Origin of the sequence: Pseudarthrobacter sulfonivorans (genome assembly GCF_014712225.1) — a bacterium.
In the GTDB taxonomy this organism is placed as follows: Bacteria; Actinomycetota; Actinomycetes; order Actinomycetales; family Micrococcaceae; genus Arthrobacter; species Arthrobacter sulfonivorans.
Genome location: NZ_JACXBW010000007.1, coordinates 230,493 through 250,850 on the forward strand (window position 1 = coordinate 230,493; position 20,358 = coordinate 250,850).

Annotated in this window: 17 protein-coding genes; 9 read left to right on the top strand and 8 right to left on the bottom strand. The window is 57.9% G+C overall.

Translation table 11 applies throughout. The annotated features are described in order from the left end of the window. Nucleotides 1-101 precede the first annotated feature (101 nt). From glf to wecB, 7 genes are all read left to right on the top strand, one after another. On the top strand, nt 102-1,289 hold the full coding sequence (gene glf / locus IAQ70_RS11265; protein WP_190989400.1) for a UDP-galactopyranose mutase: 1,188 nt from the start codon (nt 102-104) through the stop codon (nt 1,287-1,289). Beyond that, the gene (locus IAQ70_RS11270) at nt 1,286-3,307 is read left to right on the top strand and encodes a glycosyltransferase (RefSeq protein ID WP_190989401.1); all 2,022 of its coding nucleotides are present in this window, start codon (nt 1,286-1,288) and stop codon (nt 3,305-3,307) included. The genes glf and IAQ70_RS11270 overlap by 4 nt, the downstream gene beginning before the upstream one ends. Continuing rightward, nucleotides 3,304-4,185 carry an ABC transporter permease gene (locus IAQ70_RS11275; protein WP_190989402.1) on the top strand — a complete coding sequence of 294 codons (882 nt, stop codon included), beginning with the start codon at nt 3,304-3,306 and terminating at the stop codon, nt 4,183-4,185. Before IAQ70_RS11270 ends, IAQ70_RS11275 begins: the two co-directional genes overlap by 4 nt. Continuing rightward, a complete protein-coding gene (locus IAQ70_RS11280) occupies nt 4,186-4,911 on the top strand; it encodes an ABC transporter ATP-binding protein (protein ID WP_190989403.1) in 726 nt (241 codons plus the stop codon). A 185-nt stretch (nt 4,912-5,096) separates the two neighbouring features. Next, nucleotides 5,097-7,079 carry a DUF6541 family protein gene (locus IAQ70_RS11285; RefSeq protein WP_190989404.1) on the top strand — a complete coding sequence of 661 codons (1,983 nt, stop codon included), beginning with the start codon at nt 5,097-5,099 and terminating at the stop codon, nt 7,077-7,079. A 31-nt stretch (nt 7,080-7,110) separates the two neighbouring features. Beyond that, nucleotides 7,111-8,202: a polysaccharide biosynthesis C-terminal domain-containing protein gene (locus IAQ70_RS11290; RefSeq protein ID WP_190989405.1), complete on the top strand. Its 1,092-nt coding sequence runs from the start codon at nt 7,111-7,113 to the stop codon at nt 8,200-8,202. Then, nucleotides 8,199-9,350 (top strand): non-hydrolyzing UDP-N-acetylglucosamine 2-epimerase, encoded by a 1,152-nt coding sequence (wecB, locus tag IAQ70_RS11295; protein WP_190989406.1) that lies wholly within the window; start codon nt 8,199-8,201, stop codon nt 9,348-9,350. Before IAQ70_RS11290 ends, wecB begins: the two co-directional genes overlap by 4 nt. A gap of 324 nt (nt 9,351-9,674) precedes the next feature. Here the strand turns inward: wecB and IAQ70_RS11300 are convergent, their stop codons facing one another. The 3 genes from IAQ70_RS11300 to IAQ70_RS11310 form a co-directional block, all read right to left on the bottom strand. Next, complete coding sequence (locus IAQ70_RS11300; RefSeq protein ID WP_190989407.1) at nt 9,675-11,546, bottom strand: hypothetical protein; 1,872 nt, start codon at nt 11,544-11,546, stop codon at nt 9,675-9,677. A gap of 308 nt (nt 11,547-11,854) precedes the next feature. Further along, a complete protein-coding gene (locus IAQ70_RS11305) occupies nt 11,855-12,289 on the bottom strand; it encodes a DUF2304 domain-containing protein (protein ID WP_190989408.1) in 435 nt (144 codons plus the stop codon). Then, complete coding sequence (locus IAQ70_RS11310; RefSeq protein ID WP_190989409.1) at nt 12,289-13,029, bottom strand: glycosyltransferase family 2 protein; 741 nt, start codon at nt 13,027-13,029, stop codon at nt 12,289-12,291. Before IAQ70_RS11310 ends, IAQ70_RS11305 begins: the two co-directional genes overlap by 1 nt. A 152-nt stretch (nt 13,030-13,181) precedes the next feature. Between IAQ70_RS11310 and IAQ70_RS11315 the strand changes: the two genes are divergently transcribed. After that, nucleotides 13,182-14,207 carry a polysaccharide biosynthesis protein gene (locus IAQ70_RS11315; protein ID WP_190989410.1) on the top strand — a complete coding sequence of 342 codons (1,026 nt, stop codon included), beginning with the start codon at nt 13,182-13,184 and terminating at the stop codon, nt 14,205-14,207. Next, nucleotides 14,207-15,436 (top strand): glycosyltransferase family 4 protein, encoded by a 1,230-nt coding sequence (locus IAQ70_RS11320; protein WP_190989411.1) that lies wholly within the window; start codon nt 14,207-14,209, stop codon nt 15,434-15,436. The genes IAQ70_RS11315 and IAQ70_RS11320 overlap by 1 nt, the downstream gene beginning before the upstream one ends. A gap of 23 nt (nt 15,437-15,459) precedes the next feature. Here IAQ70_RS11320 and IAQ70_RS11325 read toward each other — a convergent pair whose 3' ends face one another. The 5 genes from IAQ70_RS11325 to IAQ70_RS11345 form a co-directional block, all read right to left on the bottom strand. Beyond that, entirely contained in the window at nt 15,460-16,770 is a 1,311-nt protein-coding gene (locus IAQ70_RS11325; protein ID WP_190989412.1) for a polysaccharide biosynthesis protein, read from the bottom strand. Between the two features lie 51 nt (nt 16,771-16,821). Further along, nucleotides 16,822-17,808: a GDP-mannose 4,6-dehydratase gene (locus IAQ70_RS11330; protein ID WP_190989413.1), complete on the bottom strand. Its 987-nt coding sequence runs from the start codon at nt 17,806-17,808 to the stop codon at nt 16,822-16,824. A gap of 32 nt (nt 17,809-17,840) precedes the next feature. Further along, nucleotides 17,841-18,824, bottom strand: coding sequence for a GDP-mannose 4,6-dehydratase (locus IAQ70_RS11335; protein WP_190989414.1), 984 nt, complete (start codon nt 18,822-18,824; stop codon nt 17,841-17,843). A gap of 77 nt (nt 18,825-18,901) precedes the next feature. Next, complete coding sequence (locus IAQ70_RS11340; protein ID WP_190989415.1) at nt 18,902-20,038, bottom strand: glycosyltransferase family 4 protein; 1,137 nt, start codon at nt 20,036-20,038, stop codon at nt 18,902-18,904. A gap of 103 nt (nt 20,039-20,141) precedes the next feature. Beyond that, nucleotides 20,142-20,358, bottom strand: a 217-nt coding sequence (locus tag IAQ70_RS11345; RefSeq protein ID WP_407682577.1) for an LGFP repeat-containing protein, incomplete at its 5' end; no start/stop codon positions are given.

A 20,358-nucleotide genomic window follows, 5' to 3' on the forward strand; every position in this document is an offset into this window, starting at 1 on the left:
GCTGACCCACCGGATTAGTAGGTCACGATGGGGTCTCGGGTAGGCTGGTTCAGCAGGCAATGCCGAACGTTGCGCTGCCCGCTTTCGAACCAGGAGATTTTGTGACCGCTGACCTCGTCATCGTAGGGTCTGGCTTTTTCGGCCTGACAATCGCAGAACAGGCCGCCACCGAGCTCGGCTTGAAGGTGGTTGTCCTCGACCGCCGCCACCACATCGGTGGAAATGCCTACAGCGAGAAGGAAGAGCAGACGGGGATCGAAGTGCACCGCTATGGCGCACACCTGTTCCACACTTCCAACGAGCGCGTGTGGGAGTACGTGAACCGTTTCACCACCTTCACGAACTACGTTCACAAGGTCTACGGCGTGCACAAGGGGGAGGTCTACTCCCTGCCCATCAACCTGGCGACGATCAACCAGTTCTTCCGTGCGAACCTGACGCCGGGCCAGGCGCAGGAGCTCATCCAGGAGCAGGCGGGCGAGCTCGCTGGAACCGATCCGCAGAACCTGAACGATAAGGGCATCCAGCTGATTGGCCGTCCCCTCTACGAGGCGTTCATCAAGCACTACACGGGCAAGCAGTGGCAGACCGATCCCAAGGACCTGCCCGCAGGCATCATCTCCCGCCTCCCGGTGCGCTACAACTACGACAACCGGTACTTCAACGACAAGTACGAGGGCCTGCCGACCAACGGTTACACGGCTTGGATCGAAAAGATGGCGGAAAACCCGAACATCGAAGTACGGCTGAACACGGACTTTTTCGACGAATCGCACGAGTACAGCAAGAACAAAGTCGTTGGCAACATTCCCGTGATCTACACCGGCCCCGTTGATCGTTACTTCGACTTCGCCGAAGGCGACCTTTCGTGGCGGACCATCGATTTCGAAGAGGAAGTTCTCGACGTCGGCGACTTCCAGGGAACGTCTGTGGTCAACTACAACGACGCCGATGTGGCCTACACGCGCATCATTGAACCGCGCCACTTCCACCCTGAGCGCGAGTACCAGACCGAAAAGACGGTCATCATGCGCGAATTCTCGCGTGCCGCCGAAAAGGGTGACGAGCCCTACTACCCGATCAACACTGCCGCTGACAGGGAACGGCTGCTCAAGTACCGTGACCTGGCCGCTGCCGAAAAGGATGTCCTTTTCGGGGGCCGCCTCGGCACGTACAAGTACCTTGACATGCACATGGCCATCGGCTCTGCCCTGACGATGTTCGACAACAAAATCCGCCCGCACTTCGAGGGCGGCGCCAAGATTGAAAGCGGAGGCGTAGACGCATGAGTGTCTCGACTAACAGCACAACTGGAACCGAAACCACTCACTCCAACGATGGCGAATCTCGTTGGGACACGCTCCAGCGCGTGATACTGCCCAACTCCAGCCAAATGGACACCGTGCCGCTCTACATGGACATGGGCACGGCCACAGGAGTTCAGTTGCCCACTGTCGGGGACCGCGACAATAAGGCGAGCAAGCCCCGGACCATAAGTAGCCCGACGAAGGAAGCTCATGTGGAGGACTTCCTCTCGCGCTTTTCCACGTCAGTGCGATCCGGCGAGCGTGTCTCCTTCGGTAGCTACTTCAACGCCTTTCCCGCCAGTTACTGGCGCAGGTGGACGAGCGTTGAGAAAGTACGCCTCCATGTCCGGACCCAAGGAACCGGTTCCGTCATCGTTTATAAGTCGAACGCACGTGGTTCGCTCCAGCGGGTCGACACCCGCAAAGTGGAGGGAATTACTGAGAACTTTTTTGAACTGTCCCTTGCACCGTTCGGCGACGGCGGCTGGTATTGGTTTGACCTCGTTGCTGGCTCGGAACCCCTGGTTATGTTGGAGGCAGAATGGCAAGGGCCAGCTGTCGAGAGCAAGGCTGGCTCGGTGACGCTTCAGATCACCACACTGAATAAGACTGACTTCTGCCTCAACAACCTGCGGCTCCTCGCCGACAACCCTGAGGCTTTGGAACACGTCCAGGAAATCCTCATCGTCGATCAGGGGTCCCAGAAGGTTGCTGACGCTGAGGGCTTTGCGGAGGTAGAGGCCTCACTCCAGGGGAAGCTCCGGATTATTAACCAGTCAAACCTCGGTGGCTCTGGAGGTTTTGCCAGGGGAATGTTTGAAGCTGTCGAGAATGGCAGCGACTACGTCCTACTGATGGATGACGACGTGGTGGTCGAGCCCGAAAGCATCACGCGTTTGCTGACGTTTGCTGACCGCTGCAAGACGCCGAGCATTGTGGGCGGGCATATGTTCGATTTGTACAACCGGACTGTCATGCACACCTTCGGCGAGACGGTGAACCCCTACCGCTTCCAGCCGGCCCTGCCCAGCGAAGAGATGATCCTCGGGCACGACTTCATGTCATCGAATCTCCGCCAGACTTCCTGGCTCCATCGCCGGTGCGATGTGGACTACAACGGCTGGTGGATGTGCCTCATTCCCACGAAGGTCATTCGCGACATCGGTCTGTCTCTTCCCCTGTTCATCAAGTGGGACGACGCCGAATATGGTCTGCGCGCGAAGGCGAAAGGTTACCCAACAGTCTCGCTTCCCGGTTCTGCGGTTTGGCACGTTTCCTGGATTGACAAGGATGACCTGGTCGGATGGCAGGCCTACTTCCATGCCCGCAACCGTTTCATCGTGGGCCTGCTGCACAGCCCCTACGAGTTTGGTGGCAGGGTCCCGCGGGAATCCCAGTACGCAGACATCAAGCATCTCGTGTCCATGCAGTATGCGACTGCTCACGGCCGCCGCTGGGCACTTGAGGACGTGCTGAAGGGGCCCGAGGGCCTGCGGGACCTGCTTCCGACGAAACTCCCTGAGATCAGGGAAATGATGTCAGGTTACTCTGATTCCGTGTTCCGCCCTGACCCCGATGAATTCCCTGCCCCAAAGATGGACAAGCCTCCGAGGCGGGGCCACGGTATTTCTCAGCCGTCAAAGGTTTCGCTTCTCCCGTGGGCCGCAAAAACTGTGATCCGGCAGTTGGCGTCCCCTGTCAGTGGGTCGAGCGCCGAACGTCCGCAGACAACGGTCGCCCATCAGGACAACCGCTGGTGGCGGATGTCGCAGTACGACAGCGCCGTGGTGTCCAATGCTGAGGGGACCGGCGCGTCCTGGTACCGGCGTGATCCGAAAAAGCTCCGCAAGATGTTGGCCGAAAGCGCACGCCTGCACGCCGAGCTCCTTAAGGATTGGCCCGCGCTTAGTAAGAAGTACAAGGCAGCTATGAACGAGCTCACTTCCATTGAATCCTGGAGGAAGACGTTCGAGCAGCACACTCAGAACGAGATCAAGTGAGCGAAGGCGTTGCCGCGGAACTGACGACGCCCGGGGTCAGCGGCGGCATCCGCGACATTCGTCAGTCGGGATTCCTGCTGAAACTGTTGGTGCGCAAGGAGCTCAAAATACGTTACCGAGGTTCTGCCCTGGGCCTGCTCTGGTCTTACGTCAAGCCCGGAGTGCAGTTCATCGTGTTCTACGTGGCCTTGGGCGTATTTCTCGGGTTGGAACGCAGCCCGAGGAATCCGGACGGTTTGGCGAACTACGCCGTATACCTGTTCTCGGGCATAGTTCTCATCAACTTCTTCTCCGAGGCCTTGGGGAACGCAGCCCGGTCAATAGTCAACAACGGCAATCTCATCAAGAAGATCTACCTCCCGCGGGAACTGTTTCCCGTGGCCTCCGTCTGGGTATCGGCCGTTCACTTCTTTCCTCAGCTTGTGGTCCTGGTGGCTGCCTGCCTCTTTGCCGGATGGCGCCCGGATGCACTCCAGCTGCTGACCGCACTATGTGGATTTGTCGTGGTAGCCCTGCTCGCCACAGGACTTGGGCTCTTGTTCGGGGCCGTGAATGTGTATTTCAGGGATTCCGAAAACATTGTCGACATGTTGCTCATGGTGGCTACTTGGGCATCTCCAGTGATGTACGCCTGGACCATGGTCCACGACAAGCTTGGCTCTGTCGGGTATGCGGTCTATCAGGCGAATCCAATCACGATTGGCGTGGAGCTGTTCCACTACGCGTTCTGGTTCCCGACAACTGACGGTTCATCGGCGATACCTCCAAATCTGTTCGTCCTGTGGTTGCCCGTGGGGCTTGCAGTTTCCCTGGCGGTCCTCGTTTTGGGACAATTTACTTTCCGGCGGCTTGAGGGCCGTTTTGCTCAGGAGCTGTGAGTGGTAAACGCAATTGAGGTTTCCGGCATAAGCAAGGAGTTTGTCCTTCGTCACACCCGTTCCATCAAGGAAGCGGTCGTCTGGCTGGCGAAGGGGCGACGCGGCGATATGTCCAAGAAGTTTCATGCCCTGAAGAACGTCTCCTTGGAAGTCAAGACAGGGGAGACCGTAGCATTGCTGGGGCTTAACGGTTCCGGGAAATCGACCCTACTGAAGCACATTTCGGGTGTCATGCTGCCGGACTCCGGGACCGTGCGAACGCGCGGTCGCGTCGCGGGCCTCATCGAGGTCGGGGCTGGTTTCCACCCCGATCTTTCGGGTCGCGACAACGTGTTCCTGAACGGCGCCATCCTCGGAATGACTGAGCAGCAGGTTAAAGATCGCTTTGACGACATTGTTGAGTTCTCGGAAATCGGCGAATTCATCGACACCGAGGTGAAATTCTATTCCTCCGGAATGTACCTTAGGCTGGCTTTTTCGGTTGCAGTCCATACGGATCCTGAAGTCTTCCTGATCGACGAAATCCTGGCCGTGGGTGACGAGCCGTTTCAACGGAAATGCATCGACAAGATTCAAGAGCTTGCGAAGAACGGTAAGACACTCGTGGTCGTGAGCCACGACTTGGACCTTGTGTCGCGCATTTGCTCCCGTGGTGTGCTTTTGGAGCACGGAAACCTTATGTTCGATGGACCGATCGACAAGGCCGTATCGCTTTTGCGCGCTTGAGCAATTGGACGGACCATCACGCCCAGCCGGCAGACGCGGCAGTTCATTAGGACGTTAGCCAAGAATGAGCCCGGCAACAGTGGCGCAGGCTTGTTATGTCCGTCGCGTATGATTCGGTGGGCGGCTTATGACACTGGCGTGACGGTCGGTTGAACTCGTATTTTGAAAGCAGTTGGAGGATTTCCTTGTCCTGGTGGTCAGTAGGCCCGCTTGTCCTGGTGGCGATCGGCTTGTTCTTTGTGCCTGGAGCGCTTGTTGCTTGGGCAAGTCGAGTCCGTGGAACGGCTCTTTTCGGTGTGGCGCCGGCCATCACGGTGTCGATTGTCGCAGTTTCAGCGTTGCTCGCGCCGATCGTCAATATGAATTGGTCGCTTCTGCCTGTTGTTGTAGTGGCCGCGGTGATTGCAGCCATTGCGTTCGTCATAACGGCCCGTTTCGGCGGTAGTTTGCGGGCTCCGGATCATCGGTTCCGCTCCATCACATGGTGGGTGGGTGCAGGTCACACGCTGGCGGTTCTTGCCGCTGCTTTTCTCATAGGACGGCGACTGGTTGCGGCCTTCGGCCGCCCAGAGGGCTTCTCGCAGACGTTTGACAATGTCTTTCATCTGAACGCCATCCGCTATATTCTCGATACCGGCTCAGGCTCGTCCATTACGGTGAGTTCAATGACGGGTGGAGGATTCTACCCCGCAGCGTGGCACGATCTTGTCGCGCTCGTTGCGTCGATAACGGGCTCCGAAATCCCGGTCTCCGTGAACGTCGTTAATATAGTCATCGGCGCTTTGGTGTGGCCGCTTGGCTGCATTTTCCTGGCTCATCAGGTTCTTGGCAACCGGGTCGTCGTCAGCGTTGCGGCCGGTATCCTGTCTGCAGGATTCGGTGCATTTCCCTTGCTACTCCTGGACTTCGGTGTCCTTTACCCGAACTTCCTAGGCAACGCACTCTTGCCAGTGGCCGTGGGGCTCGCCATTCGGGCGATGGGATTGGCGAACGGCGCAGTTGAGTCCAAGCCAGTGGCATGGCTCCTGTTGCTTTCCGTTCTCCCAGGCATCGCACTTGCGCACCCGAGCAGCATTATGGCGCTGGTGGCGATGTCACTGGCGCCATTGTTGATCCTCTGGACCAGGTATACATTGGCCGTGGCGCGGCGGTCCGGCAGATCTCGGTGGATCATGCCGGGGATGATTTTGTTGCTGCTGATCGGCCTGGGCATGATTGCGGTCCTTTGGAAGACAATCAGGCCGCCCGAGATAGCGGCGTTCTGGCCCCCGGTTGAAACGACCGCCAGGGCGATCGGGGAGGTAATTGCCAGTGCCACAATTGGTCGGTCTGTCTCGTGGGTTGTGATGGTCCTAGCCGTGGCTGGACTCATTTCTTTGATCCGCCGGCGCAGCCACATCTGGCTCGTTGGAATGTACTTGGTTATTTCGGGTCTATTTGTCATCGTGGCGTCCTTCCCGTTTGGTGAGATGCGGACGTTCTTCACTGGGGTGTGGTACAACGATCCACCGCGCCTTGCATCGCTGCTACCAGTGGTTATCCTGCCGCTTGCTGTTGTAGGAGCGGTCCGTGGCTGGGATAGATTCGTCGTTCCAACATTTTCCTCATTCCCGTTTGCTACTAAATCGTCCCCGGCGAGATCCAGCAAAAGGCCAACTTACGTAGTCGTGGTTGCGGGGCTGGCGCTTGCAAGTCTTTTGGTGCTGGGCACGCAGCAGGCAAATGTCCGTGAAGCCACCAGTTCGGCAGCCGGCGGCTACCAGTTGACGAAAGACTCGCCTTTGGTGTCTGCCGATGAGATGTCGTTACTTACACGGATTAAGAATGAGATCCCTGAAGACGCGATACTTATAGGCAATCCGTGGAATGGAAGCGCGTTGGCATATGCCTTTACGGGCCGCCAAGTCATTCAATTCCATATACTCAGCGAGTTGCGCCCTGGCTCGGAGAAGCTGTATACGGCCTTGAATACCGCTGCAGTGGATCCATCAGTCTGCCCGATTGTTGAGCGGCTGAAGCTGACCTATGTGCTCGATTTTGGTCATCGGGAAGTACACGGCGGGGACAACGGTTTCAGGGGCCTGGATAACCTTGCGGAGGCAGGAGTTGCGACGCTTGTTGATTCCGAAGGAGCAGCGAAAATTTACAAATTGACTGCGTGTGGGTAATGAGTTGTGTAAGGGTGAAAGGGAGGCAGGAATGACGATCGTCCTAACGGGAAGCAACGGTTTCCTCGGATGGCACACACGGGTACTGGCGGAGAGCCTTGGCAAGCAGACCGAGGCGTTGGCCCTGGGAGACAAATTTGATGTCGACTCCGCGGTTGACGCTCTGGGCCATGCGAGCATGTTGGTGCACATAGCGGGAGTGAACCGTGGCTCGGACGATGATGTCAGACAGGGGAACGTACGGTTCGCTGAGCAGCTGGCCACCGCACTGGGGCAGACATCGACGAAGCCTCCCACGGTGGTCTACGCCAACTCCATTCAGGCGGGTAACGACAGTCCGTACGGCAAGGGCAAGCAAGAAGCCGGGGAAATTTTACGGCGGGCAGCCGAACAGGCCGGTGCCCGTTTCGTCGATGTCAGGCTGCCGAACCTTTTCGGCGAGCATGGCGTTCCCTTCTACAACTCGGTGGTGGCGACTTTCTGCCAGCTAGCGGCCCAAGGAAAACAACTAGAGGTCCAGGACGACAAAGACCTGTTGCTGCTGCACGCGCAGGTGGCGGCAGAAGTGCTTCTAGGCCTCCACGAGCCTGAGGATTCGCTTCGACTCGCCACAAGTCGGCGAGTGAGTGAGATCGCTGCGCTCATTCAGGAGATGGCCGGCACTTACTCCACAGGTACTATTCCGGATATCGCCAATTCGTTTGAGCGCGATTTGTTCAATACCTACCGCTCATTCTTGGTTGGCGATCGCCTTCCCATTCCCTTGAATCGGAAAGAAGATGCGCGCGGTGCGTTCTTTGAGGTAGTCAGAAGCGCCGGTGGTGAAGGACAGTCATCATTTTCGACCACGATGCCCGGTGTGACCAGAGGGCAGCACTATCATCGCCGCAAAATCGAACGGTTTACGGTCCTCTCAGGAACGGCCGAAATTTCCATGCGGAAGCTTTTTTCCGATGAGGTCTTGACGTTTCCGGTAGGGGGCACCAATCCTGTAGCCGTCGATATGCCAACGATGTGGTCACATAAGATCACCAATACCGGACCCGATGAGCTCTACACTATGTTCTGGATCAACGAGATATTTGACCCAAGCTCTCCCGACACTTTCCCGGAGGAAGTATGACCGACGCTGGCCGCAGGCTAAAAGTATTGACCATTGTAGGCACTAGGCCGGAGATTATTCGTTTGGCGGCTACAATTCGGCGGCTTGACCGTAGCACCGATCACATCCTCGTCCACACGGGCCAAAATTACGACTATGAGTTGAATGAGGTCTTTTTTGAGGATCTGGGTCTCAGGAGGCCCGATCACTTCTTGGAAGCGGACACAACGTCGTTGGGTGCCGTCCTCGGGTCCATACTTGCCAAGACCGAGCAGGTGCTATTGGCCGAGAAACCGGATGCCATGCTTGTTTTGGGCGACACCAACAGCTGTATTTCGGCGCTCATGGCCAAACGCCTTCGCATCCCCGTGTACCACATGGAAGCGGGAAACCGTTGTTTCGACGAAAACGTTCCCGAAGAGACGAACCGACGGCTGGTCGATCACGTCGCCGATTATAACCTCGTGTATACCGAGCATGCTCGAAGGAATCTGCTCGCCGAGGGGCTCCATCCGTCAAGGATTCTGCTCACCGGGTCACCGATGAAGGAGGTGTTGTCCGGCAATGCCGACGCCATCGCGGCCAGCGAAATCCTTGAGAAGCAGGATCTAACTTCTGGCGGTTACTTCATGGTGAGCGTGCACCGTGAAGAAAACGTCGACAGTCCGGAACGGTTGACTGAGATTCTCAAGGCACTTCAAACGGTCAGCGAACGGCATAATCTTCCAGTCCTCGTCTCAACCCATCCCCGGACCCGCAAACGGTTGGAGGATCAGCCCGAAGAGCTTAAGCGTGGCTTGCGTTTCCACCCGCCGTTCGGCTTCAATGACTACATACGGCTCCAGCAGGAAGCCAAACTGGTGCTTTCGGACAGCGGCACCATCAGCGAAGAATCTTCGTTGCTGGGCTTCCCGGCAGTGACGTTGAGGGATGCAATCGAGCGTCCTGAATCTTTGGACACGGCAGCCATAATCACCACAGGCGTGAAGGCAGAAGCCATAGTCGACGCCATCGATATGGTTCTGGATCAGTACGAGACGGATGGCCGGCCCGGGATCCCGGTCGACTACCAGATCAGTGATACGTCGAGGAGGGCAGTGAACTTCATACGTTCCACGGCCCACACCCATCATCAGCGCACAGGAATTTTCGTCAACATCGATCGGTGACCCGTGCTCCAACACAGAGCCGCCCCGGCTATCCGGGGCGGCTTTTGTGTTGCAGCGGTTGACGTGAGGCAACAGGCCGTCCTGGTCCCGGTAAGCGACAGCCACGCGTGCCTTGCCACTGGTCACCGAACCGGTCATACAGTCCTGTTGGACAGCCGTGACTTTGTTGCTGCGCTCCAAGCGGCCACCAGTGGGAGACTGCCCTAGGAACTGGTCAGGCTTGCACGTCGGGCTCAGCGAGGCCGCTGTTGACGTGATGCGACGAGCTGAGAAGTTCGCCGCAAAGTTTCCCCGCCGCCTGCCGCCTGCCGCCTGGTGCGGCAGCTAGTAGGTGATGATCCTCGAAGCATGTTGGGGAAATGCGGCACGCAGCTCGGGGACGAGACCCTGATCAACGAGGACGTCCAATTCAGGCATGGTGTCAAGGATTCCGCTGATGGCATCGGGAACTTTGGAAGGGCCTTGGTACATAGGCCGGACCAGGGGAATCGCGGGTTCGATCTTATTCGTCCATTTACCCTGCAGAGTCAGTGACCACTGGGCCGCCAACATCGGATCAAAGTAGTCGTTGAAGCCCACATATATGAAGGTCCGCTCCTGTTTGACCCGGGCAACCTGTACAAGTTTCGAGACCAACGGCGGAATTGGGCCGGCAAGCGACGTGCTCTGCTGTAAGAGAGCATTCGCCCCGTGCGCGGTCGGCTTCAGGCCTTGCTGGCTCAGGCCGGTAAAGGGCAGGCCAAAGAAGTGTGTGGCACCCAATGCTGTGAGCAGTGAGGCTGCAACAAAAGCCTTCCTGCGACTCCTTGCCACAAGGAGCGGAGACCAGAGTTCGGCGGCGCCGACGACGGTACAGACGATGGCGAGAATCTCGACGGCGAGGAAAGATTTGTGAAAATAGTAGGTTAAGGCACCGGCCTGCGTGAGTTGGAAGACCGCTAGACATATCAGCAGTGCCGCGGCGAAGAGGGGAGTGGCTAGAACGTGCAGGGAAGTCAGGGTTCCGTGCCGGGCTTCAGCCGAGCCGACCTTTCTTCGGGAGTAAAACGCTAAGGCCACGAGGGCGTTGGCGACGACGCAGAGCACGGCCACTCCCGTGTCCGCCAGGGCTATGCCGCCCGTCGTCGTGAGGACTTCCCCCGCCGACATACTTCGCACCTGCCAGATCGCAGCAATAAAGGCCGCACCCCCAAGCGAGACCAACACGGCCTGGAAAAGCCAGACGCCGAGTCCGATCTGCCTCCGATGCAGAAATAAGTGCCAGCCATAGACAACAACACTAGGAAGGCAAAGCAAAAGGAGGAGAATCCATCCGTGGGCAACACCGATCAACGCGAGCATAAGGATGGAGGATCCGAGCGCCGGATGGATGACACGCCTGAGTTGAACGATGGCTATGCAAGCGATGCAAAGTGCCACCCCAAGGCCAAAATTGGGAAACGCACCGAAAACAGGGATAGCGCCCGGGCCCACAACCCACGCGGTAGCCACAATGGCAACCAGCGGCAGTGTCACAAAGAAGTTGCGGCGAAACACCGGTAAAGCCGTCAGGCCTGCAACAACTAAGAGGGTGCCGAGAACGGTGACAACTCCGACTAACCGACAGAAAAGCACAACTTCCTGCCCCACGTCCCCAGCCCGGCCCCCGGCGACCACTTCAGCCAGCGTGGCGACTAAAGCGTGGAATCCCTGAGGATACGTGGCCGCAGACCAAGGTCCGCCGTCGGGCGATGCTGGGAGCACTGCTAAGACAGCACCATGGTTGCGAATCATGTTGTACATATTGAAGTGCGGAGCGAAATCCCAGGACTGGGTGAGCAACTGCAGTGCCTGCTCGACAGAGCGGACTGTGATGAAGCCCTGCACCACCCACACGGAAGCGACTGCCGAGAGGACCGGAAGTCCGTCGACCGCATGAAATTGCGGAAGGAAAGCTCGAACTGGTCGCCGTGTCAGCAGCCAATAGCTGGCGGTGGCAGCCAGAGCGGCCGCTGCCAGGGCCAGGACGACTGTGCCGCGGTTCAGCCCCGGTACCGGGCCCGATACCCACCACATGATCGGGGCCGTTCCAGCAAGCACCACCACAGAAAAGACTATGCGCAGGGACAAGCTTCGAGAGATCGGTATCAATATCAGCACAAGGCCAAGGACCGGGCCGAACCCCCAGCCAGTTAATCCTCCAGCGTTCCGCGTCATGGCGACAGCCGCGAACATTAGCGCGGCGGCCAGGGCGGTTCCTATGTATACAGGAACCGTTGCACCCGCACGCTTCGGTTGGCGCCGCCGACGCCAGGTCGAGACGTTGTCGGCTGTGACTGTGTCATTGGCATGTGTTTCAGGGCTGAGCATGATTCCTTAGTGGTCGTGGTCAGCCGGCTTTGCCCTGAAGTTCACGACTTCGTCATTCCACGGCCCGAAACTGCGCAGGGTTACGCGGTGAAACAAGTTGGATACCTAATTCTACGCTGAGGCGGGCCTCTACCCGGCAGCTGCGGGCGGCCAGCTCAGTCGTCGGTGGGACACGGCGCGGACGGTCCTTCGAGCCCGACAGATGTGGGCTCTCCCGACTGTCGGGCGAGGCGGGGAACCCGCTGGAAGTCTGCTTCCAACCGTTCAACGGAAGCGCGCAGGATTGCGACTTCTTCGGCCAACGTTCGATTCTCGTCTTCAACCACGGAGAGTTCCCAGGAAAGGTGCAGACAGACGCCGAGTATCAGAACGATACACATAGCAAACAGGAGATTGGACGCGACCTGTATGCCAAGAAGCTTACTGACACTGTTGAGTAGGTCTGGCCACCCTGCAAGGACCAAGGCGCTGGCACCAATGATCAGCCACAGTGCTGCGTACTTTTCACGAAAAATCTTCCGGCGGACGAGCTCCAGAACTATGCCCACCATGAGCGCGGCGAAAACAAAGGCAGCGACCGTGTTCCCCATCAGACCGTACCTTCCTGGACAACAATTCTGGAGCGGCTTCTAGTCACCGCAAAGAGCAGGGCAAACACAGATCGCAACAGATAGACCGCTGACTTCACTGGATTGTGACTCGGGGTTCCGCCTTGGCGGGGGCGCATCGCAACCGGAATCTGGGTGACCCTGCAGCCAGACTTGACAGCAACTACGAGTGAGTCAATCGTGTCGCCGAGGTACTCAGCCGGATAGTGATCAAGATATTGCGCAATCGCTCGCCTGTTCCCCGCGCGGAACCCCGAAGTGACATCCGTGAGCTTGGTCCGCGCGAGTCGCGAGATGACTGCGGCAAGGAAAACCATCGCCCATTGGCGCGGACCTGAAACCTTGTAGTCACCTTTGGCTGCAAAGCGTGCACCGATGGAAATATCGGCGGTATCAAGTCCTGCCAAAACGGAGGCAATTTCACGGGGGTCGTGCTGGCCGTCGGCGTCAACTTGAATGACGGCGTCGTAGCTATGACGGTCGGCGTACTTAAAGCCGGCGCGCATCGCCCCGCCGACACCCATATTAAACGGCAATCGAAGTACGGTGGCACCGGCACTCGATGCCACCGCCGCGGTCGCGTCCTTCGACCCATCGTCGACGACCAGGACGTCGTATCCTTCGTTGAGACGGTGGACCTCAGCAACCGTGTCACCGACTGTTTCCCCCTCGTTCCAGGCGGGCATGATCACTAGAACTCGGCGGGATTGTGGGCTAAGCATGCTTGAGATTCTACGCCGAAACACTTCCAATCCGAATTCAGCCCGTAGGTTGGTCGACGGCCCGCCATGTGGCCGCCTTGAGACTCGCTGATATCATCTAACGGTTGCAGCCGTGTTCGAAGCCGTAACCACCCGCTTACCTAGGAGACAAATTGTTCAAGAACAAGACACTTTTGATTACCGGAGGCACTGGGTCGTTCGGTAATGCTGTCCTGAAGCACTTCCTCCACACGGACATACGGGAGATCCGAATCTTCTCGAGGGATGAGAAGAAGCAGGATGACATGAGGAAGCAGTACAGCAACGAGAAACTAAAGTTCTACATAGGTGATGTGCGCAACCTTGAGAGTGTACGTGAAGCGGTCCGCGGAGTGGACTACATATTTCACGCCGCGGCGCTCAAGCAGGTCCCATCGTGTGAATTTTTTCCTATGGAGGCAGTCCGAACCAACGTTCTGGGAACCGACAATGTCCTGACCGCTGCAATTGACGCCAAGGTCAAGAAAGTCGTGTGTCTTTCTACAGATAAAGCAGCTTATCCCATCAATGCCATGGGAACGTCAAAGGCCATGATGGAAAAGGTCGTAATTGCGAAGTCGCGCAACGTCGATGCCTCTGACACCCTTATTTCCTGCACCCGTTACGGAAACGTCATGGCCTCACGAGGCTCTGTTATCCCCCTGTTCGCAGACCAGATTCGTGAGGGCAAGCCGCTTACTGTCACGGACCCGCATATGACTCGTTTTCTGATGAATCTGGACGAGGCCGTCGATCTGGTTCTGTTTGCCTTCGAGAACGCCAACCAGGGCGACTTGTTCGTGCAGAAAGCTGATGCATCGACGGTGGGGGACCTGGCTTTAGCGATGAAGCACCTGTTCCAGTCCGATGCCGAAGTAAATGTGATTGGTACGCGGCATGGTGAAAAGGCACACGAGACGCTTCTGACCCGCGAGGAACGGGCTAAGTCCGAGGATTTGGGCGGTTACTTCCGCGTCCCTGCCGATACGCGCGACCTTAATTATGCGAAGTTTGTCGAGTCCGGTGACGTCGTTAGTGAGTCCCTCGAGGAGTACACATCGCATAACACGCACCAGCTCACAGTGGACCAGATCATCGAGAAGATCAAAACCACCGACTACCTGAAGTCGTTGCTTCCCTCAATTTCGTCGGCATCGTAGTGGGGCCACAAAAACCTAAGATATTGGTAGTCGGTCAGCACTTCTGGCCAGAGGGTTTTCGCATAAATGACATATGTGATTATTTTGTCGAAAACGATTTGGACGTTGAGGTTCTTTGCGGACTTCCGAACTATCCGCGCGGCGAACTCTTTCCAGGCTACTCGTTCCGTGGTCCGTTCCGGCAGGATCATAATGGAATCAAGGTATATCGCGCGCCTGAGATACCTCGCGGCAACAACTCCAGTATGCGCATTTTCTTGAATTATGTGTCATTTCCGATGGGTAGCCTTCTGCATCTTCCGCGTCTTCTTTTTGGTAAGTATGACAAGATATTTCTGTACCAACTGTCACCAGTAATGATGTCCATAGCCGGAATCCTTCTTTCGAAGATTCGCGGAATAGAGTCGACGATGTACGTGCTCGACTTGTGGCCGGAAAATTTGTTTTCAGTTCTGGATATAAAAAGCAAAATGCTGCGACGTCTGGCCGAGAAAGTTTCGCACTGGCATTATCGTCAACCTGACAAGATTGTTGTTCTTTCCGAGCAGATGCGCTCGAAGATAATTGGCATCACCGGTATTTCCGACGACCGAATTACTGTTGTGCCGCAAGCCTGCGAAAGCCTCTACGAAGAGGAAATTCTCGACGCTGACCTGGCCGAGCATTTAGGTGCTGGCTTCAAGGCAGTATTCACCGGAAATATCAGTCCGGCACAGTCATTTAATACTATTATCGATGCTGCTGAACGGCTCAAGTCTGAGGGCCTGGCCATAACGTGGGTGATCGTCGGCGATGGCATGAGTCGAAGCCAGGTGGAACTTGAAGTCGCACGGCGCGGCTTGGAAGACGTGTTCCGCTTCGAAGGCCACCATCCCGTCACCGACGTCCCCAAATATACGACTTTGGCTGACGTGCTGGTCGGTTGCCTGGTCCGAAGCGAGCTGCTTGAAGCGACGATACCGGCAAAGGTCATGTCGTACATCGCTTCCGGCCGGCCGCTTGCCCTTGCTATGGATGGCGAGGTTCGGTCCCTAGTTGAGGACGCTGCCCAATGTGGGCTCGTTGGGCCTGCCGGCGATTCGACGGCTTTGGCCGAAAATGTTAGGGCGATCTACCGCATGACGCCGGAGGAGCGCAAGGAACTGGGCGCTCGAGGCAAGACGTACCATTTCGCTAACCTCGAGAGAAGCATCGTGCTCGGGCGCCTCAAGGAATTCGTTTTGGGCTAAGGCTGACATAACCTCTTGCCGGCTCAATGATCGGGCTGGACTGCGGATCCCCGACGGTTCCGAACGATTGCGGCGATTGCAACAGCATGAACGGCAATGCCGGCGAGAGGTCCCAGCCCCAAGCTGAGGATGCTGCGGATCTCGACGCCCGCGGGCAGCAGGAGCAGTCCGATTGCAACTGCCGTCGCGGTCAGCCAGCCCGCGGAGTACGCACGATGATTGCCCAAACCGATGACGACGGTGCCGAGCAACGTCAGAACGGCCATGAGCACGGCAGCAAGTGTCAGTGCAGCCAGAGCCCAGCCTTCCACCTTGTAAGCGGGTCCGAAGAAGAGCATCAGTAGCGGTCCGACCAACCAAGCGGCCGCTGCACCGAGTACGCCAACCCCCACGAGCGCAACCAGTGGCTTCTTTAGCCCCCGCCAGCCGTTCTGAGGATCACGCACGATCTCGGCCAACGCCACGCCCTGGAACGCCTGAAGCGGGACCATAATCGGAGCTCTAGTCAGCGAAATAGCCAAGAGAATTGGCGCAGACAATGCGTAGTCCGCTTGTGGAGTCGTGAGCTTCAGAAGGATGGGAAAGGCAACAATCAGGGAAGCCGATGAGGCTGCTGAAAGGAGTGCATGTCCGGTGTTTTGGAGGAGCCTCCAAAGGCCTACATCCGCTCGGGATCTGAGAGAACTTCGGGCAGCTGGCGAGACGAGTGCCACCACGACCCATGCCGTGAGGGCCGCGAGACATGCAAGCTCGAGTCCCACAAGGGGGGCGGCTAAGGCTGCGGCCGCCGCAATGGCGGTCAAGCGAAGAACCGCCTCCAGTGAGACCATCCCGGCAAACAAGGACCACTGGTCATTTCCCTGTGCAGCGCCCGCTAGGGTCGCATGGCATGAGAACAGGATGGCCGTGGCAACCAGAACCCCGACGATCGCCACTGTATCCGTCGGGAAGAGATAGGTGCCCAGAACGGGGGAGAGGAGAAGAACAATCAATGCAGCGGACGCGCCGACAATAAGCCCAGAGGTGAGAACGGGGGCGCCTTGGGCGCTATCTGAAGCGTGTGCCGCCCTGGCGGCGCCGACCGCCCTTGTTGACTCTGCTTGAATGCCTCCCAGAACTCCGCACACAAAAAAGAGAGCCGCCCAGAAGGATAAGAACTCAGCGTTATCGGCCGGCGACAAGGCGTGGCTGGTGACGAAGAGGATCAGGATGCCAGCGGCGGCCGCAAGGACGGAGGCGCCCCCGACGCCCGCCGCGGACCTGCCCGAGATGCTCGCACCCCGCCCCGTTGGCTGCTCGGGAAGAAACTCGGACGATTGGGAGATATCGGTCAATTCGTCACTTTCACTTTGTGGGCAGCGGCTACTGTGCCGTGATGCAATAACCTAATCCGCTGGTAGGGCAGCAAGACCGTGTTCGCGGACAAGCTCGATGTCATGCTCCACCATTGACTGCACAATGCGCTTAAATGTGGTGGTGGCGGTCCAGCCCAGTTTCGCCGCAATCTTACTCGAGTCGCCACGCATCTCGGCCGCGTCCACTGGTCGACGGAACCTGGAGTCCAAGTCCACCCGCTCCAACCCGTCACTAATTCCTGCGGCGGCGAATGCACATTCCGCGAATTCCCTCACGCTGTGGGAGATGCCGGTCGCGACAACGAAGTCATCCGCCTGATCCGCTGCGGCAATCCGTGCCAGGGCATCGACATAGTCAGGTGCCCAGCCAAAATCTCTGATCGACTCCAGGTTGCCTAAACTCAGGCGATCCTTCAGACCCAAAGCGATGGCAGCCACTCCGAGGGTGATCCGCCGAGTGACGAAACTCGGCGGTCGTCGAAGCGACTCATGGTTATACAGAATTGCTGAGGAAGCAAACAAGCCGCGTGCCCTATAGGTGCCCACTGCATGATGCGCGAATGCCTTGGCCGAGCCGTAGGGCGTGATTGGCCGAACGGGAGTGAGCTCATCTTGCGGGATTTGCGTCGCATTACCGAAGATCTCAGCGCTGGACGCCTGCAGAAACCGTACGTCACGCCCGCTTTGCTCCTGCAACTGCCAGGCGGCTTCGAGCAGGGCGATCGATGCGGCGCCAGTGCTGATGGAGGTTTCGTACGGCTGCCGCCAAGATGCGGCTACTGAACTAGTGCCGCCAAGATTGAAAATCGTGTCCGGTTGGACTTCTTCAATCAAGGCGCCGAGCCGCGCCGGGTTAGCCAAGTCCCCGATGTGTACGGTTACCGGCTCAGGCAGTTGCTTGGGAGCATCCCCCGACCGGGTCATCCCGTGCACCTGCCAGCCCGCACCGACCAAATGCTGCGCGAGATAATAACCGTCTTGACCAGAGACGCCGGTTATGAAGGCGGTTCGGGTCATGGCTGCCTCGTCTCGTACTGGGGCGACGATCGTCATTTGGACAGCAGCCGCTGCTCCATCAAGTCGTTTTCGACCATCATGGCTATGAGTTCCTTGAAGGAAACCTTCGGCTTCCATCCCAGGACGCTATGGGCCTTGGAAGAGTCGCCAATGAGGAGATCCACCTCAGCAGGCCGCATGAACTTAGGGTCCTGCCGGACATAGCGGTGCCAATCATCGAGTCCAGCTGCTTCGAAGGCCACGACCAGGAGTTCCTCGATGGAGTGAGTCTCACCCGTGGAGATCACGTAGTCGTCGGCCTCGGGCTGCTGAAGCATCAGCCACATGGCCTCTACGTAGTCACCTGCAAAGCCCCAGTCGCGTTTGGCGTCCAAATTACCCAGCACGATCTCATCCTGGAGACCGAGCTTGATCCTGGCCACGGCCTGGGAGACTTTCCGCGTAACGAACTCCGGGCCGCGGCGTGGCGACTCGTGGTTGAAAAGGACCCCGCTTGAGGCGTGCATTCCGTATGACTCGCGGTAGTTGATAGTCATGTAATGACCGAAGACCTTGGCCACCCCATAGGGGGAGCGCGGCCACAGAAGCGTCTCTTCCCTCTGCGGTACTTGTTGGACTTTGCCAAACATCTCTGAAGAGGATGCTTGGTAGAAGCGCACCTTACTCAAGTCTTCCCCAGCATAGAGCCTGGTGGCTTCGAGAATGTTCAACACTCCCTTGCCCGTGACATCGGATGTCATGGATGCGTTTTCCCAAGAGTAAGCAACGAAGGAAATCGCCCCAAGGTTGTAAACCTCGTCGGGTTGGGCAATGGCCAGCACGCGTACAAGCGAGGAAACGTCGGTGAGGTCTCCCGTGAGCAGCTGCACGCCCGGAACTGTTCTCTGTACGAGCTCAAACTTGGGGTTGTTTTGGCCTCTGATCAGGCCAAAGACTTCGTAACCCTTTGCGAGCAGCAGCTCTGCAAGATAAAGGCCGTCCTGACCGGTGATGCCGGTAATAAGCGCACGAGGCATAGGGGGTGTTGTCCTTTTAGTTCGAATAGTCAAGCAGAGCCACTATATAGTGTTCTGTCAGTAGGGGCGTATTGGAGCTAGATGTCTGGCTGCGCGTGGCAGCTCACAGCGTACCGGTAGGCAACTTCGTGGGCCTCCGCACAGCTTTCCCACGTGAACTTCTTGACCTGCAGAAATCCCTTAGCCTGAAGCTCAGCGGTACGGGCGATTGCGTCCATTATTCCGTCTGCAATCGCACGCGGCGAATTGGGATCGAACATGACCGCAGCGTCACCACATACTTCGGGCAAGGAGCCGGCCGTAGACGAGGCCACCGGACAGCCAGAGGCCATGGCTTCCAAAGGCGGCAACCCGAATCCTTCGTAGAGGCTTGGGAAGACCAAACACTTCGCGCGTCGGTAGAGTTCAAGTAGTTCGGCAAACGGCACTAGGCCTTTCACATCCACATTCTCGGGTACATCGGTGAGTCGTTCAAGGCCGCCGCCCGTGAGGACCAGCCGCAAATCCGGCTGCTCGCTTTGCAGAATGCGCATGGCTGCAAAAAGTGTGGCGTGGTTCTTGTGAGCCCACCCACGTGCTGGATAGAAGATGAAGTTCTCTCGCTCACCAGTATTTGGTGTGAACTCGTCGGCGTCGACAGCCAACGGGGCGATGAAAACCTTGTCAGCGTCGATCTTCAGGTGGTCCACAATAGTTTGCTTGGCAAATCGGCTGATGGTGACCACAGCATCCGCTTTACGAGCCGCGCGCTCATAGAAAACCCTTCGATAAAGACGCTCGACGCGGCTGAACAGATGGGGTAGGTCGCGGTGCTGTACGTCGCAAAGGGTCTGTACCGAAGGCATCGACCGGCGAGGGACTGGAACGTTTACTGCGAACGGCACATGAAAAACATCATTGCCCTCCATGCGGGTTAGGAGGGCCTTGCGCCTGATCAACCCTGTAACGAGGGCAAGAATGCGCTCCTTCGAGGAACCTCCGCCAGATATCTCCGGGCAAACCACCTCGGGAATCCGTCCGGAAAAGCCCGCGCCCGCTTTGCTGACATATGTCGTCGCGGCTATGTCCCTGCGCGATGCCAGTCCGCGGAGTAACCCGCGGGCGTAGGTTTCCCCGCCGCCCATCCCGCCGGGCACTAAGGTCAGCATGGCGACGGCGATTCTTAGCGGCCGGGTGTCAGCAGCCGCCGCGTTAGGTAAGGATTCTTCTCGCATTGATTCAGCCTATCCTGCGCTTCAGGCTCCTGGCCGCGACTTCCCTCCTGGAGCGGCAGGCCGACACCACCCCCACCTTGCCAAGCTCACCGAGCCGGGACATCTACCGCGCCACGTTGGTGATTCTTGTGCCACCGGTTGGAGACCAATCGATTCGGCCGCCCTGGAAGCTCTGCGCGTTACCACCACCAACAGTCGAAAATACGCCGGTGGTGGGGTAGCCGAGGGGGCCGGATTCCCAGCCCTGGGAGGCCCAGGCACTGCGAATTGGTCCGTTGGGGCTGAGCTGCGCGCCGGTGGCGGCGGTCCAGTAGATGGCG

Bases quoted from the DNA above. Each gene is read 5' to 3' on its own strand.
- IAQ70_RS11330 (WP_190989413.1), bottom strand. From the start codon at position 17,808: ATGACCCGAACCGCCTTCATAACCGGCGTCTCTGGTCAAGACGGTTAT.
- IAQ70_RS11290 (WP_190989405.1), top strand. From the start codon at position 7,111: ATGACGATCGTCCTAACGGGAAGCAACGGTTTCCTCGGATGGCACACA.
- wecB (WP_190989406.1), top strand. From the start codon at position 8,199: ATGACCGACGCTGGCCGCAGGCTAAAAGTATTGACCATTGTAGGCACT.
- IAQ70_RS11270 (WP_190989401.1), top strand. From the start codon at position 1,286: ATGAGTGTCTCGACTAACAGCACAACTGGAACCGAAACCACTCACTCC.
- IAQ70_RS11335 (WP_190989414.1), bottom strand. From the start codon at position 18,824: ATGCCTCGTGCGCTTATTACCGGCATCACCGGTCAGGACGGCCTTTAT.
- IAQ70_RS11300 (WP_190989407.1), bottom strand. From the start codon at position 11,546: ATGACGCGGAACGCTGGAGGATTAACTGGCTGGGGGTTCGGCCCGGTC.
- IAQ70_RS11305 (WP_190989408.1), bottom strand. From the start codon at position 12,289: ATGGGGAACACGGTCGCTGCCTTTGTTTTCGCCGCGCTCATGGTGGGC.
- IAQ70_RS11310 (WP_190989409.1), bottom strand. From the start codon at position 13,029: ATGCTTAGCCCACAATCCCGCCGAGTTCTAGTGATCATGCCCGCCTGG.
- IAQ70_RS11340 (WP_190989415.1), bottom strand. From the start codon at position 20,038: ATGCGAGAAGAATCCTTACCTAACGCGGCGGCTGCTGACACCCGGCCG.